The 14,319-nt window shown below is 38.1% G+C and carries 12 protein-coding genes, 8 tRNA genes and 1 pseudogene; 5 read left to right on the top strand and 16 right to left on the bottom strand.

Annotation, left to right across the window (positions count from 1 at the left end):
- Positions 1-169: 169 nt before the first annotated feature.
- The 10 genes from MUA90_RS06065 to MUA90_RS06020 form a co-directional block, all read right to left on the bottom strand.
- A tRNA-Ser gene (locus MUA90_RS06065) sits at positions 170-258 on the bottom strand.
- 48 nt (positions 259-306) lie between these two features.
- Positions 307-378 (bottom strand) — tRNA-Glu (locus MUA90_RS06060).
- A gap of 1 nt (position 379) precedes the next feature.
- Positions 380-454: transfer RNA gene (locus tag MUA90_RS06055), tRNA-Asn, on the bottom strand.
- Between the two features lie 11 nt (positions 455-465).
- Positions 466-539 (bottom strand) — tRNA-Gly (locus MUA90_RS06050).
- Positions 540-550: 11 nt separating this feature from the next.
- Positions 551-626, bottom strand: a tRNA-His gene (locus MUA90_RS06045).
- 21 nt (positions 627-647) lie between these two features.
- Positions 648-720, bottom strand: a tRNA-Phe gene (locus MUA90_RS06040).
- 10 nt (positions 721-730) lie between these two features.
- A tRNA-Asp gene (locus MUA90_RS06035) sits at positions 731-806 on the bottom strand.
- An 18-nt stretch (positions 807-824) separates the two neighbouring features.
- Positions 825-898, bottom strand: a tRNA-Met gene (locus MUA90_RS06030).
- 461 nt (positions 899-1,359) lie between these two features.
- Positions 1,360-1,893: a transcription repressor NadR gene (locus tag MUA90_RS06025; RefSeq protein WP_262588682.1), complete on the bottom strand. Its 534-nt coding sequence runs from the start codon at positions 1,891-1,893 to the stop codon at positions 1,360-1,362.
- Positions 1,880-2,983, bottom strand: coding sequence for a cysteine desulfurase family protein (locus tag MUA90_RS06020; protein ID WP_262588681.1), 1,104 nt, complete (start codon positions 2,981-2,983; stop codon positions 1,880-1,882). The genes MUA90_RS06025 and MUA90_RS06020 overlap by 14 nt, the downstream gene beginning before the upstream one ends.
- A 103-nt stretch (positions 2,984-3,086) precedes the next feature.
- On the opposite strand from MUA90_RS06020, the gene MUA90_RS06015 reads away from it, so the two are divergent.
- The 3 genes and pseudogenes from MUA90_RS06015 to nadA all read left to right on the top strand — a co-directional run bounded on the left by MUA90_RS06015 (position 3,087) and on the right by nadA (position 6,546).
- The gene (locus MUA90_RS06015; protein ID WP_262588680.1) at positions 3,087-4,661 is read left to right on the top strand and encodes an L-aspartate oxidase; all 1,575 of its coding nucleotides are present in this window, start codon (positions 3,087-3,089) and stop codon (positions 4,659-4,661) included.
- A pseudogene (gene nadC / locus MUA90_RS06010) lies at positions 4,576-5,415 on the top strand (carboxylating nicotinate-nucleotide diphosphorylase); the annotation flags it as partial. The gene MUA90_RS06015 and the pseudogene nadC, both read left to right, overlap by 86 nt.
- Before the next feature lie 30 nt (positions 5,416-5,445).
- Entirely contained in the window at positions 5,446-6,546 is a 1,101-nt protein-coding gene (gene nadA / locus MUA90_RS06005) for a quinolinate synthase NadA (protein ID WP_262588812.1), read from the top strand.
- Positions 6,547-6,614: 68 nt separating this feature from the next.
- Here the strand turns inward: nadA and MUA90_RS06000 are convergent, their stop codons facing one another.
- The 4 genes from MUA90_RS06000 to hemE all read right to left on the bottom strand — a co-directional run bounded on the left by MUA90_RS06000 (position 6,615) and on the right by hemE (position 10,866).
- Positions 6,615-7,172, bottom strand: a complete 558-nt coding sequence (locus tag MUA90_RS06000; RefSeq protein WP_262588679.1) for an RBBP9/YdeN family alpha/beta hydrolase — start codon at positions 7,170-7,172, stop codon at positions 6,615-6,617.
- 269 nt (positions 7,173-7,441) lie between these two features.
- Entirely contained in the window at positions 7,442-8,839 is a 1,398-nt protein-coding gene (gene hemY, locus MUA90_RS05995) for a protoporphyrinogen oxidase (RefSeq protein ID WP_262588678.1), read from the bottom strand.
- Positions 8,832-9,788 carry a ferrochelatase gene (gene hemH / locus MUA90_RS05990; RefSeq protein ID WP_262588677.1) on the bottom strand — a complete coding sequence of 319 codons (957 nt, stop codon included), beginning with the start codon at positions 9,786-9,788 and terminating at the stop codon, positions 8,832-8,834. Before hemH ends, hemY begins: the two co-directional genes overlap by 8 nt.
- A 37-nt stretch (positions 9,789-9,825) precedes the next feature.
- Positions 9,826-10,866, bottom strand: coding sequence for a uroporphyrinogen decarboxylase (gene hemE / locus MUA90_RS05985; protein WP_105992472.1), 1,041 nt, complete (start codon positions 10,864-10,866; stop codon positions 9,826-9,828).
- A 338-nt stretch (positions 10,867-11,204) separates the two neighbouring features.
- On the opposite strand from hemE, the gene MUA90_RS05980 reads away from it, so the two are divergent.
- Positions 11,205-11,708: a signal transduction protein TRAP gene (locus tag MUA90_RS05980; protein ID WP_262588676.1), complete on the top strand. Its 504-nt coding sequence runs from the start codon at positions 11,205-11,207 to the stop codon at positions 11,706-11,708.
- Between the two features lie 67 nt (positions 11,709-11,775).
- On the opposite strand, the gene ecsB is transcribed toward MUA90_RS05980, so the two are convergent.
- Together ecsB and ecsA are read right to left on the bottom strand one after the other, a co-directional pair.
- Positions 11,776-13,002, bottom strand: coding sequence for an ABC transporter permease EcsB (gene ecsB, locus MUA90_RS05975; protein WP_262588675.1), 1,227 nt, complete (start codon positions 13,000-13,002; stop codon positions 11,776-11,778).
- Positions 12,999-13,736 carry an ABC transporter ATP-binding protein EcsA gene (gene ecsA / locus MUA90_RS05970; protein WP_105993045.1) on the bottom strand — a complete coding sequence of 246 codons (738 nt, stop codon included), beginning with the start codon at positions 13,734-13,736 and terminating at the stop codon, positions 12,999-13,001. Before ecsA ends, ecsB begins: the two co-directional genes overlap by 4 nt.
- Before the next feature lie 136 nt (positions 13,737-13,872).
- On the opposite strand from ecsA, the gene MUA90_RS05965 reads away from it, so the two are divergent.
- Positions 13,873-14,298 (top strand): HIT family protein, encoded by a 426-nt coding sequence (locus tag MUA90_RS05965; RefSeq protein ID WP_105992469.1) that lies wholly within the window; start codon positions 13,873-13,875, stop codon positions 14,296-14,298.
- Positions 14,299-14,319 lie beyond the last annotated feature (21 nt).

Here is a 14,319-nt window from a genome sequence, read left to right as displayed (position 1 = left end):
TGCGCTTTTTGCGTATCAAAAAAGGCGGGAAGTTTTACCTTCCCACCATAAAAGATGAAGAATCAAAAAAAGAGCAAGGCCAACATGTCAGAGATTACCTTTCATGACACGCATTTGACACTTGCTCATACGAAACATTGCTATATTAAAATGTACAACGTCTTATTAACGGAGAGTGAGGGATTCGAACCCTCGAGACGCTTGTGGCGCCTACACACTTTCCAGGCGTGCTCCTTCGGCCAACTCGGACAACTCTCCATATAATGATAAAAAAATCAGAAACGTGATTACGTTTCTGATTGTGAATGACTCCTACGGGACTCGAACCCGTGTTACCGCCGTGAAAGGGCGGTGTCTTAACCGCTTGACCAAGGAGCCATGGCTCCACAGGTAGGACTCGAACCTACGACCGATCGGTTAACAGCCGATAGCTCTACCACTGAGCTACTGTGGAATAATAATATTTGGAGCGGGTGATGGGAATCGAACCCACAACATCAGCTTGGAAGGCTGAGGTTTTGCCATTAAACTACACCCGCATTAACGATTATGGGGCGGCTGATGGGAATCGAACCCACGAATGTCGGAACCACAATCCGATGTGTTAACCACTTCACCACAACCGCCAAACTACAATAAAAATAGAATGGTTCAGGACAGAGTCGAACTGCCGACACATGGAGCTTCAATCCATTGCTCTACCAACTGAGCTACTGAACCGTAATTAAAATGGCGGTCTCGACGGGAATCGAACCCGCGATCTCCTGCGTGACAGGCAGGCGTGTTAACCGCTACACTACGAGACCTACGTGAAAACTATGTAATTGCGGGAGGCGGATTTGAACCACCGACCTTCGGGTTATGAGCCCGACGAGCTACCGAACTGCTCCATCCCGCGATAATAATATTAATCTTGCGACTTACCTATTTAATATATCACACTTTGTTAAGCAATGTCAAACCTTTTTTAACAAAATATGAATTTTATTTTCAAAACTTAAAAGTTGTTTTGAATTTGCAATCCCTTTTTTCAAGACAATAACTAGTATATCGAGTTCCCTAGTCCAAGTCAACAACATTTCAATAGAAATAAGTGTAATAAATATATAATTGTTATAAATTTTTATGTTTAGAGTGTAAACAACCCTTTTTTCTCTCGGATTATGAGGATTTTTCACTGTTAATACCGTTAATATTATTAAGCTTCAATCGAAAATCCTCTCTAGATACACCCTTTCCTTGCTATTTTAATATAAATATCGGCCTCTAATTTTAAATTTTGCTCCTGGTATGACATCGGAACATCTATATATATGTAGAATAAAAACACCTCTATGCATGACATAAAGGTGCTTATGATTAAACAGGTGTTTCGCTTTCAGCAAGAAAACCTTTTTTATCTAAATCTTCTATCGCATTATCTAAAATCTTTTCTGTGTCTGCAGATAGTGTATGCAAATGGATACCATCTGTAAGCTTGGCTAGCATTGTTCCTTGATAACGTGTCATTTCTTCAATAAATGTCTCGACATCATCTAAGGTTTCAATCATTAACTCCGCTCTGATACTGCCGTATACAGGATGTTTTACTGAAACATCATCAATCATAGCGCCGTTTTCTACTATTAATGTCAGCTCCGCTTCCATCTCTTCAACACCATGCTGGCACATCACAACCCGCTTGCATGGTTTGCCTTGCGGCGGTATATCCATAAAATAACCTTTGCTTGTGGAATTGATCGCATACTCCCTTGTTTTGAGATGCGAAATATCTTTAACAATAATCTGTCTGGAGACGCCGAAACGTTCACTCAGCTCAGATCCTTTTACAGGACGCTGTGCGTCTTGAAGCAGTTCAACAATTTCTGTTCTGCGTTGATCAGCTTGACTCATTCGCAGCCACTCCTTCTATAATTTTATCTAATTGATCGAAACCTTCAGCAACAGCTTCTTTTGAAGTTGTTTTTGAAAATGAAATTCTGATATATTGATCAGCTTCTTGGCGGATATTTTTGATTTTATCAATTAATCCGTCACTCAATAATAAACCATGACCGCATGCAGTGCCAGTTGAGATACAAATATTGCGGCTGGATAAAGACTGCATTACATACTGGCCTTCAAATTTAGGTGTTAATAATCCGATAATATGCGGTGCTTGTTTCGGATTGCTTAATACAGTAAATCCGGCAGCTTCAGCACGCTCTTGTGCATAAGTGTGCAGCGCTTCTAAGTGATCATACGCAGCATCAAGCGATAAAGCTTTCGTCATTGCTAGAATACTCGGCACATCCAATGTTCCGTTGCGTGTTCCCTCTTCATGGAAATAATGTGTGTTAATCGGACGTACAGACTTGTGCTCAATTAATAATGCACCGCTGCCTTTCGTACCATTGAATTTATGACCAGAAAAAGCATAAGACGTAAAAGGCGCAATATTCTTTTCGACGATTTTTTGTACAGCTTGTACCCCATCTACATGAAATGGAACATTGTGTGATTGTGCAATTTCCGCGATTTCATACACCGGCAGAATATAGCCTGTTTCAGAATTGACATGCTGTGCTATAAAGAGCACGCAGTTTTCATCAACTTGTGCTTTTAGTGCAGTTACATCAATATTACCCTCTTTTGTAATCGGCATTACTTTAATTTCGAATTGTGCTTGATACGGTTCAAGTGCCGCAAAGATAGAAGGATGTTCATAAGGCGATACCCACACAGTCCCTTCTTCTGCTTGAGATAAATAAATACTGATTGCAATTTGGTTTGCGTGTGAACCGCTTGTTGTAAATAACACTTCTTTGTCGGTATTGAAATAACCTTGGATAAATTGTCTGCTTGAAGTCAATGCTTCTCTGATCATTTCTCCGCCTGCATGTAAACTTTCGCTATTAAAGAATAAAGCTTGTTGTGCTTCATTATAAATATTTAACACTTCTTTTGTTGGTTGTGTTGTAGATGCATTATCTAAATAAATCATATATTTTCTCCCCCACTTGCAATTATCGTACTTTTATGACAAAATCATTGCATACATACATGTTAACATTATTGTATATATTAATGTAAATAGAGGTGTAAACATGAAACGTGTCATTGTCGTTGGGAGCGGAATTGCTGCACTCTCGTTTGTTCGTCAATTACAAGATAATATCGAAGTGATTTGTATCACTAAGGACAAGCTTGCTGAAAACAACAGTAATTTTGCCCAAGGTGGCATATGTTTTTCAAAAAATGAAAATGATGAAGGCATCAGTCACTGTCAAGATACTTTTGAAGCTGGTGCTGAAATGGGAGATTTCCCTATCATTCATGAAGTTATCACAAAAAGTTACCCGCTGATTCAAGAATTAATAGATGAAGGTGTTCCATTTGATAAGGATGCAAAAACGCATAGTCTGGATTATGCCATGGAAGGTGCGCATTCTGCACCTAGAATTCTGCATGCCGGCGGAGATCAAACCGGTAAATATATTGCACATCATATGGTCCATCATTTATCCCATCCGCATCTGACAATACTTGAAGAAACAGAAGCGGTTGATTTTATTTATAATGAAGCGCATGAAGTATGCGGGGTTATGATTTTAGACAAAACAGATCAACTAGAAACTATCGAAGCAGACAGTGTTGTATTAGCCACTGGCGGTATCAATAATCTCTTCCCTACCAACTCTAATATTCCGCATTCTATCGCATCAGGGCCAGTCCTTGCATTGCGAAACAAGATTGCGTTAGAAAGTATGGAAATGATTCAATTCCACCCTACTTTGCTGGGCGAGCCGAAACATGCCTTCAGTTTGGTTTCAGAGGCAGTCAGAGGCGATGGTGCTGTGCTGGTCAATGAATTAGATGAACCATTTATGGATAAATTGCATCCGATGAAAAGCTTAGCACCGCGTGATGTCACAAGCCGTGCTATCTATCATCATCAGCAGCTTGGCCATCAATGTTTCTTAGATATAAGTGCCATCGATAATTTCGAAACACGTTTCCCTACTATTTACAAAGCCGTTCAAGCACATTATCCAGGTGCCATGGAGCGTCAACGTATTCCTGTGACACCAGGTGCGCATTATACCGTCGGAGGTATTCAATCAGATGTTAATGGTACAACCAGCTTAAGCCGTGTGTATGCGATCGGAGAAGCGGCTTGTACCAATTTCCATGGTGCTAACCGACTTGCAAGCAACTCGTTGCTTGAAGGTTTAGTCATGGGTGCATGCTGTGCGCAGCACTTAAATCAAACACTTACATCTGTCAGCCAAAGTCATTTAAATGCAGTGCATAAAATCCCTGCTATCAGTGCTGAAGATGTAGAACGTTTGCAGCAGCAAAGTTTCGACGTATTAGGTGTAGAACGCAACGGTACTCAAATGCAGCATTATTTAGATGCAATTGAAACAACATTAAACAATGCACCTTTAACAGAACATATCAGCAAAACAGCATGGCAGCATTATTGTATTGTTAAATTATTACAGATTGTATGTACTTCTGCCCTAGCACGCAAAGAATCCAGAGGCGTACACTACCGATTGGATTATCCGAACCAAGTCAATCAATTTAAAAATGAAGTTATTGAAATATATTCAGGAGGCATGGAACATGTTAAATCCGTTACTCGTCAGAGAGAAAATCACTCAATTTTACATTGAGGATAATCAATATGGCGATTTAGCCACACACATCTTTGACCAAACACAAGAAGGAACTATGTATTTAAAATCAAAAGATAATGGTATCTTTTGCGGTGAAACTATCATCAAAGAAGGCTTCAAATTACTCAAAAGCCACATTACCATTGAGCAGAAAGTAAAAGACGGCGAAGCTGTTAAACCTGGTGATATCATTGCTGAAATTACCGGTCCTGTTTATGTTTTGCTTACTATGGAACGTATCGTACTGAATTTAATACAACGTATGTCAGGTATCGCAACACAAACACGCCGTATTGTAGATAAAATTTCACATACATCTACACGTATTGTGGACACACGCAAAACAACACCTGGTTTAGGTATGTTTGAAAAATTTGCGGTCACTGTCGGCGGCGGATTGAACCATCGCCGTTCTTTGAATGACGGTTTAATGTTGAAAGATAATCATATTGCATTCAGTGCATCTATGGAAGCAGCCATCTCGAATGCAAAAAAAGTCGTTGGTCCAATGGATAAAATAGAAGTTGAAATTGAAAATGCGGACATGCTGCAAACAGCAATCGAACAAGATGTTGATATCATCATGTTCGATAATCAAACACCAGAATGGATCGCTGAACACATCAAAGCAGTTCCAGCTAATATTCAAACTGAAGCTTCTGGCAATATTAACGAAAATAATGTCGTCGATTACGCACAAACAGGTGTCGACTACATTTCAATGGGTGCTCTATTTTATGCGCAAAATGCGCTCGATATTTCTGCAAAGGTTGTGATTTCAATGTTTAACCCAATGTTATCAGTTTCAAAAGAACTACCGGAAAAGTATCTTAAGATGTCAACAGAAGAATTAGAAAACCATATCCAGTCTATTAAAGATGAATTAGGCGATCGTTTATTTATGCCTACTCACCACTATCAAAAAGATGAAGTCGTACAATTTGCGGACATCACAGGCGATTCTTTAGAGCTTGCACGTATTTGTAAAGAAAATACAGCTGCCGAATACTTTGTATTCAACGGGGTACACTTCATGGCCGAAACAGCTGATATTTTAACAGATGACAGCCAAGATATTTACTTACCGGATTTATCAGCAGGCTGTTCTATGGCAGACATGGCTAATATCACACAAGCATTGCATGTTTATGATGTTTTAACAAAAGAATATAACCTTGATATTCTTCCGCTTACTTATGTGAACTCTACAGCCGCAATTAAAAAATTCGTTGGCGAACACGGCGGTTCATGTGTAACCAGCGGTAATGCTAAATCAGTCGTAGATTGGGCATTAAAACAAGGCAAAGTTATTTTATTCTTGCCTGATCAGCATTTAGGACGCAACACCGCATATGATTTAGGTATTCCATTAGAACAAATGGCGGTTTGGGACCCTATTGCTAAGGAATTAGTTTACGAAGGTAAAGTTGAAGATTTGCGTATTGTTTTATGGAAAGGACATTGTTCAGTTCATGAGAAATTCCATAAAGCACATATTGATCTAGCACGCGAACGCGACCCTGAAATCAATGTTATCGTTCACCCTGAATGTGAATTTGAAGTCGTACAAGCTGCGGATTATGCAGGTTCAACTCGTTACATTATCGAAACGATTAAAAATGCGCCGAAAGGTTCACGTTGGTTGATTGGTACTGAAATGAACTTAGTCAACCGATTAAAAGCCACATACACAGATATTCAAATCGATTCTCTTAATCCTTTGATGTGTTCTTGCTTAACAATGAACCGTATCGACTTGCCTCACCTTGCATGGTGCTTAGATAAAATTCTAGACGGCAATCGCGACAACATCATTAAAGTAGATGCTGAAACAACAAAATATGCGAAAGAAAGTTTAGATCGCATGTTAAGCATTACTTGATTATACAAAAAACGTCTCACCGTTTTCATGCGGCGAGACGTTTTTTTCGTATCTCTTTATCATCTACCTTATTTAGACATACGTTTCATCATATTATTTTTTAAAGCTAAGAATGTATCATAACCGTCATTCGTAGTAAAATGACCGCCATCTTTAATAATTCTTGTTTTGCCTCCGAATGCTTTTACAATGTCTTCTGTTGCTTGATACGGCACAAAAGGATCATCCTTAGAAGCCAGTCCATAGAAATAATCAATTCGCGGTTTAAGCCCTTCTATGTCCAATGTCACATCTGATGCATGGAGTTCTGGGTTGATATCCTTTGCATCCGGTCCAAAGCCTGCAATACTGAAGAAACCTTCAATATGTACATCAGGTTGCTGCTCTAAATACTTCAGCCCTGCAAGTGTACCAAAGCCATGTGTCACGAAATAAGTTTCATAATTAGTAATATCAATTTGCTCATTTAATTGTGTCAGCCACTCATCCATATTAACCGGCAGACTATGTTCAATATTCACAATATCTGATTGATAACCTTCTAATTTAAGCGATTGTTCTAACCATTCATACCAGTTTTCATGTGCATCTGCACCTTGTGCATGAATTAAAATAATATTTGTCATCAACTTCACCTCTTGCACTTTCAAATAGAAAATGACCTGAATAACAGGTTCAAATTCCTGAAAACAAACTGCTGCCTCTTGTGCTCATCAAAAGGTAGCCGTTGTTTCAATACTAATAGAACCTAGGTTCAGGTCATCTTTCTCTTGTATACTTCTTCTATCTATATCATACAATCCATTATATTATCTCACTGTCTTCCATATTCAGATTAATCTTATTTGATAAAAAGGTCAATCTTTTTTTCAGAAATTTCATCGTTTCTTAATAATTATTGTACAGCGCTTGCTAATTCTTCTGCAGAATCTTTACCTTGTTGAATACAATCTGGTAAACCAACTGCTTCAAATCCCGCACCTGTTATACGCAAATGCGGATACGTATGTCTGATATGGTCTTGTATACGTCTAATATGCTGAATATGACCTACATGGTATTGCGGCATGCTCTTCGGCATACGATGGACGATTGAGAATTCAGGGTCGCCTTTAATCGTCATCATTTGACTTAAATCTTTTCTCACTGTCGCAACAATTTGTTCATCATCCATCTCTTCGAGAATCGGATCGCCTGGTTTGCCGACATATGCACGCAGCAAGACTTTGCCTTCTGGTGTTGTAAACGGCCATTTCTTGCTGGTCCATGTACATGCTGTGATGCGTGTATCTGATGTTCTCGCAATCACAAATCCAGTACCATCATAAGTGTTTTCAACATTTTTTGCATCGAATGCCAGCACAACAGTGGCTACTGAGGTACTGTCCATTGTTTTAAAGTAATCTAATGCCGGATCTTCAGAGAACCATTGCATGAACGTTTGATGCGGTACAGTTACAAGAACACCATCATAAAAGTGTTTCTCGCCTTTATATACCACATTGTAGCCTTTTTGGAAGCCGATAATATCTTCTACTTTCGTTTGATATTGAATCGTTGTACCTTGTGCTTCAACTGCTTGCGTCAATGCCTCTATAAATGAACTTAAACCATGTCTGAACTGTTTGAATTGTCCTTTAGGCGCACCTGGATACAATTCTTTTTGGCGTTGGCGTTCGAGCTTTTCTTGACGCATACCTTTGATAAGACTGCCGTATTCTTCTTCTCGATGTTTAAAGTTAGGGAAGGTACTCATCAAACTTAATTGATCGATATCCGTACCATAGATACCGCCCATTAAAGGTTCAATTAAATTTTCCAGTACTTCATCTCCTAAACGTTGTCTGAAGAAGTCGCCGACAGAAATATCGCCATCCATTTCAATCGGTTTTTTAGTTAAATCCAATGCTGCTCTTGCTTTCTCTTTTAAAGAAATCAGCTTAGTCGTCATAAACGGTTTGATATCAGTCGGGATACCCATAATAGAGCCGCCGGGTATCGGGTATAACTGATTGCGCGCATAAATGTAGGATTGTCCGGTTTGATTGGTAATCAAATCATCACCTAACCCTACCTCTTCTGCTAGTTCTGTCATAATCTTCTTACGGCCTAAATAAGATTCCGGTCCGAGTTCAATCGTAAAGCCGTCTTTGCGATACGTTTGGATTTTACCGCCTGTACGATTAGCAGCCTCGATGATTGTCACATCAAAGTCCGGATGTTCTTTTTTCAAATAATAAGCTGCAGATAAGCCTGTAATACCTGCACCTATAATTGCTATGTTCTTACTCATGTTCATCCACTTCTTTCACTGTTAAGAGCTGATAAATTTCATCTGCCATAGCACCGATGAATAGCGGTTGTGTATTCGGCATCGGCGGACGATGATACGTTGCACCTACTTCATCACACACAACTTTGCATTCATGGTCATTGTCATACAACACTTCTAAATGATCGCAGACAAAGCCTAACGGCGTATAAATGAAATGTTTATAACCATATTCTGCAGCTAAACTTCTTGTTAAATCTTGCACATCCGGCCCAAGCCAAGGCGTTCCTGTATTCCCTTCTGATTGCCATCCGCGTGCAGTATGCTGAATATTAGATAGTTCTTCTAACAAACGTGTGTTATCTTTCAGCTGTTCTGGATACGGATCATTTGATTCAATAATCATTCTTTCTGGCAAACTATGTGCAGAAACAACTAAAACTGTTTGATCATGTTCAGCTTCAGGTATCGTTTTAAGTGTTTCATTCACTTGTTTAACCCAATACTGAATAAACTTAGGCTGCTGGTAGAAACTTTTAACATGTTTTAATTCAATACCGTAAGGCTCAGCTGCTTTTGCTGCACGTTTGTTGTATGAGCCAACGGAGAAATTAGAATAATGCGGTGCTAAAACAATCGTAACCGCTTCAGTAATACCATCTTCATGCATTTGATCTACCGCATCTTCAATAAATGGATGGATATGTTTTAATCCAACATAAAGTTTAAATTCAATCTCTTTATCTTTATACATATTGTTGAGATGTTTTTGCAGTGCTTCTGCTTGTTCATCTGTAATTCTTGCAAGCGGCGATAAACCGCCGATAAACTCATAGCGATCTTTTAAATTTTGAATTTCTTCTGGTGTCGGCTTTTTACCATGACGGATATCTGTATAATACGCTTCAATATCGCTTTCTTGATACGGCGTACCATAAGCCATCACTAGTAATCCTATAGTTCGAGTCATTATAAACCCTTCCTTTATCTTTCGTTTCACAATTCATTTATTTTCTTTTCGTATATTGATGCACGTAATCCGCAATTTGTTTCAACGTTTCCGGTTTCACTTCTGGGAATACACCATGACCTAAATTAAAGATATGTTTGCCATGTGCCATACCTTGATCCAAAATTTCATCTAATCGCGGTTGAATTACTTCCCAAGGAGCAAGTAATAATGACGGATCTAAATTACCTTGAATTGTTTTTGTTACGCCTGCATCTGCAGTAGCTTTAATTGTTGTACGCCAATCTATGCCTAACACATCAATCGGCAATGTATTCCATTCTTCGATTAAATGCGTCGCATTTACACCGAATAAAATAACCGGCACATCATGTTCAGCTTTGATACCTTTAATCAAACGTTCCATGTGCGGTTTAATATAATATCTGAAATCAGGCGCATTCAATGCTCCGATCCATGAATCAAAGATTTGAATTAATTCTGCACCCGCTTCGATTTGCGCATTCGCATACGTAATCGACATGTCGACTAAATGATTCATCAACGCATTCCAAGTTGCCTCATCACGATACATCATTGCTTTTGTAAAATGATAATTCTTAGAAGGTCCGCCTTCAATCATATAGCTGGCTAATGTGAACGGTGCGCCCACAAATCCGATTAACGGCACGTTCAGCTTCTCTTCTGTTAATAATTTAATTGTATCTAAAACATAGGGAACGTCCCTTTTCGGATCGATTTTGCCCAGCTTTTCAACATCTTGATACGTTTTAATCGTATTATCGATGACAGGTCCGATTCCTGATTTAATCTCAACATCGACACCAATCGGTTTTAACGGTGTCATAATATCTTTATATAAAATTGCTGCGTCTGTTTGATAATGATCGACAGGCAAATGTGTAACATAGGCACATAACTCAGGTTGATGTGTAATTTCAAATAACGAATATTTCTCTTTTAAGGCACGGTATTCAGGCTGTGAACGCCCTGCTTGTCGCATAAACCATAATGGTGTATGCGGCACCTCTTCTCCCTTAATCATTTTTAAAATTGTATTATTTTTACGATGCACCACAGTATCCTCCCACAATAATAATCATTCTAATCAATTCTAGCATATCTAAAGAATATGCGTATTTTAATCATTGGAAATGTCATAAATACGACATAGGAAATTAAAGAAATAGAACTTTTCAATCACAATTTCTTTCTTAATTTCTCATCAATCTATATTATGACATAATTCAGCACAACTCTCATTTTCGCCGTTTGCAATTTCGACAACTTTTTGAACTTCCTTTTCATATTTTTACCACTTTATCCATTTAATGCTTTATAATGTAAGTACTAGCAAAAAATTGCGCTAGCAATTAATATTGTTTATTGCAAAATAAGACAAAGGAGGAGAGTACCATGAAATTCTATGCATCCTATGGTACATTCGGATACCTCAACCAAATCAGATTGAACAACCCAGACCATCACTTATATTTATTTTCAGCAAATGATACATCATTAATATTTGAAGAAACTGATATGCCGAGTGCATTAAAAGAGCCTTTAACTTATGAGGTATTATCAAGAGTTAAAGAGCTTGAAGAAGAATGTTTCTATGCAGTTGTCTTTGTACCGACTGCTGAAAATCATGCTTATCAGTTAGAAAAACGTTTAACATCATTATCTTTAGACTTTGAAAAGTTCCCTGGATTCAAATGTTATCGTTTATTGAAACCAGACAAAGGCACAACTTATAAAATTTACTTCGGCTTTAATGAACGCCGTAATTTTGAAGATTTCAAAGCTTCTTCAGTTTATCAAGAAAACTTTTCAAAAGCTGCACTATCTCAATTCTTCGGATCTAGCGGACAACATTCAAGTTACTTTGAACGTTACCTCTACCCCGTGGATAAAGACTAAGCCAAAAGCGATAGTATTAAAAGAACGCCGATTAACTAAAAAGTTAATCAGGTGTTCTTTTTTGCTGTTAATCTCTCAGCAATGCTTCTTGATATTTTAATTTCTTCACAATATTTATGATAGTTAAGAATCCGACAATAAAGAACAATAATGCGAAATAAAATTGTGCCGGGAATAAAATGACATATGCGATAGTTAAAATAATCGCTACTGCAAACATAATATGATAAAGGAATTGAGCATATCCTTGAATCACTCGTTCTTCAGGAACCGGCCAAACTTGCGGCCAAAGCCCATATGCTTGCTGCGTATAAAATTGTGCCGTCTGCAAAATAATGATGTACATGAACAATCCGCCTACAATCAGCGAAATCCATTGGTTAGATAACCATATCATTAAAATTAATGTCAAAATCACCAAACGCAAAATAATATTCAATGCATCTTTCCCTCTTAAGAAACTGCGTTTGAATAAGAAGAGATACATATGTTTTGCATTATATTTATTAGCACTCGGACGTACAAGCAAGAAATCAAGATAACGTCTGCGTACTGCCATCGAGCGCAAATGTTTCACATCTGTAAACATATTGACGAATTTATAGTAATTCATATGGTGCTGCTGTTCTATCGCAATTAAGCGTTCCCAAGGCAATAACCGTTGTTGATTCCCTTTCTTTAATAACACAATCCAACCCGCAAAGATGAAAATCAAAATGATACCGAGCCATTGATGTGCACCAAGAATAATGAAGTAAGTCAGAGCAAAATAGACCCATTGCATCAACTGCATCACCCAAACAGAACGATTGGCTTGTATCCATTCCAATTTAGCAAGCAGCCCTAAATACGGATATATTAATGCACTGATAGCAAATAAAACAAAGTAAATGAAATTACTGCTGTCTAGTTTATTAAATAACGGGAACAGCACTATCAATACTACTATCTGCAAAGCCACTCTGCCCAAATAACTATAAAGCATACTGTACTTTAAATAACTGGACATATGGCGTTCAAACGGCAGCAAGAATAATCTGTCTGCTTCTTTTAATAATGTTCTCAGCGGAAATATGGAAATAACAGCTACCGCTAAACTTGCAAGCAATGCATAAGGAATACCAGTCGGAATATGTTTCAGCCAATTCCCATAGCCTAAAAGAAATGCGCCGAACAATATCAATAAGAATACGGAAAAGTGCCCATTAAAAATAAACTTATTGTAATGCGCTTTTTCTTTGCTGATTGCTTGTCTTCTTTGATTAAATAATGCTACTGCTCGGTGATCTGTCATACTGTCTGACCACCTTGCGTTACATGAATATAAATTTCATCTAACGTTTTATCATGCAAACCTGTTTGTGCTCTTAGTTCATCTAAGTTGCCGAACGCAACAATTTTCCCTTCATCTAAAATAATGAATCGGTCGCAGTAACGTTCTGCTGTAGCTAGGATATGCGTACTCATCAATACAGTACGCCCTTCATTTTTCTTTTCTACCATCAAATCGAGCATCGATTGAATACCGAGCGGATCTAATCCAAGAAATGGTTCATCAATAATATAAAGCTCAGGATTAACGATGAAGGCACAGATAATCATTACTTTTTGTTTCATCCCTTTAGAGAAGTGACTTGGGAATACTTGTAATTCCTTCTCTAAGCGAAACGTCTTTAATAAAGGCTGCGCACGTTTCATCGCTTCTGCTTTATCAATACCGTATGCCATTGCAGTCATATCGATATGTTCTTGCAGTGTCAGCTCCTCGTAAATTACGGGCGCTTCAGGAATATAAGACAATTTATGTCTGTACTGTTCTATATCTTCTTTTATATTAGTACCGGAAATCGAAAGTTCGCCAGACGCAGGCGTCAGCAAGCCGAGCATATGTTTAATTGTCGTACTCTTCCCTGCCCCGTTTAATCCGATTAAACCTACGATTTCTCCATCATTCAATTCAAAATTAATATCTTTAATTACAGGCTTCTTACCATAGCCGCCTGTAAGATGTTCTACTTTTACAGTCATCATTCATAACCTCCAACTGTTTTAATTGTACCAAAAAGCGAAACATAACTCATAGAGATATCATTCACTACATGACGTTTCAAGGCGGGTAATGCTATAATGTAGATTAAGTAAACCTTTTAAGGAGTGAATTGTGATGTCAGAAACTATTTTCAGCAAAATCATTGATGGTGAAATTCCAAGCTACAAAGTTTATGAAGACGACTATGTCTATGCATTTTTAGATATCTCTCAAGTAACGAAAGGCCATACGTTATTGGTACCTAAAAAAGCTTCTCCGAATATCTTTGAAACAGATCCAGAAACAATGCAGCATATTGGTGCTGCGATGCCTAAGATTGCAAATGCGATTAAGAAAGCATTCAATCCAGACGGCTTAAACATCATTCAAAACAATGGTGAATTTGCAGACCAATCAGTATTCCATTTACATTTCCACTTCTTGCCTAGATATGAAAACGATGTGGACGGTTTCGGTTATAAATGGATTACACATGAAGATACGATTGACGATGCAGCAAAAGCTGAAATCGCAAAAGAGATTCAAGCACAATTTGAATGATTGCCTAAAAATCGGGTATAG

This window comes from Staphylococcus sp. IVB6181 (assembly GCF_025561445.1).
Taxonomy (GTDB): Bacteria; Bacillota; Bacilli; order Staphylococcales; family Staphylococcaceae; genus Staphylococcus; species Staphylococcus simulans_B.
This window is presented reverse-complemented; position numbering and strand designations above follow the sequence as displayed.

Coding starts and splice junctions, on each gene's coding strand:
- ecsB (WP_262588675.1), bottom strand. CDS start 13,002: ATGACAGATCACCGAGCAGTAGCATTATTTAATCAAAGAAGACAAGCA.
- hemY (WP_262588678.1), bottom strand. CDS start 8,839: ATGAGTAAGAACATAGCAATTATAGGTGCAGGTATTACAGGCTTATCT.
- MUA90_RS06015 (WP_262588680.1), top strand. CDS start 3,087: ATGAAACGTGTCATTGTCGTTGGGAGCGGAATTGCTGCACTCTCGTTT.
- nadA (WP_262588812.1), top strand. CDS start 5,446: ATGTTTAACCCAATGTTATCAGTTTCAAAAGAACTACCGGAAAAGTAT.
- MUA90_RS05980 (WP_262588676.1), top strand. CDS start 11,205: ATGAAATTCTATGCATCCTATGGTACATTCGGATACCTCAACCAAATC.
- MUA90_RS06025 (WP_262588682.1), bottom strand. CDS start 1,893: ATGAGTCAAGCTGATCAACGCAGAACAGAAATTGTTGAACTGCTTCAA.
- MUA90_RS06020 (WP_262588681.1), bottom strand. CDS start 2,983: ATGATTTATTTAGATAATGCATCTACAACACAACCAACAAAAGAAGTG.
- MUA90_RS05965 (WP_105992469.1), top strand. CDS start 13,873: ATGTCAGAAACTATTTTCAGCAAAATCATTGATGGTGAAATTCCAAGC.
- hemH (WP_262588677.1), bottom strand. CDS start 9,788: ATGACTCGAACTATAGGATTACTAGTGATGGCTTATGGTACGCCGTAT.
- ecsA (WP_105993045.1), bottom strand. CDS start 13,736: ATGACTGTAAAAGTAGAACATCTTACAGGCGGCTATGGTAAGAAGCCT.
- MUA90_RS06000 (WP_262588679.1), bottom strand. CDS start 7,172: ATGACAAATATTATTTTAATTCATGCACAAGGTGCAGATGCACATGAA.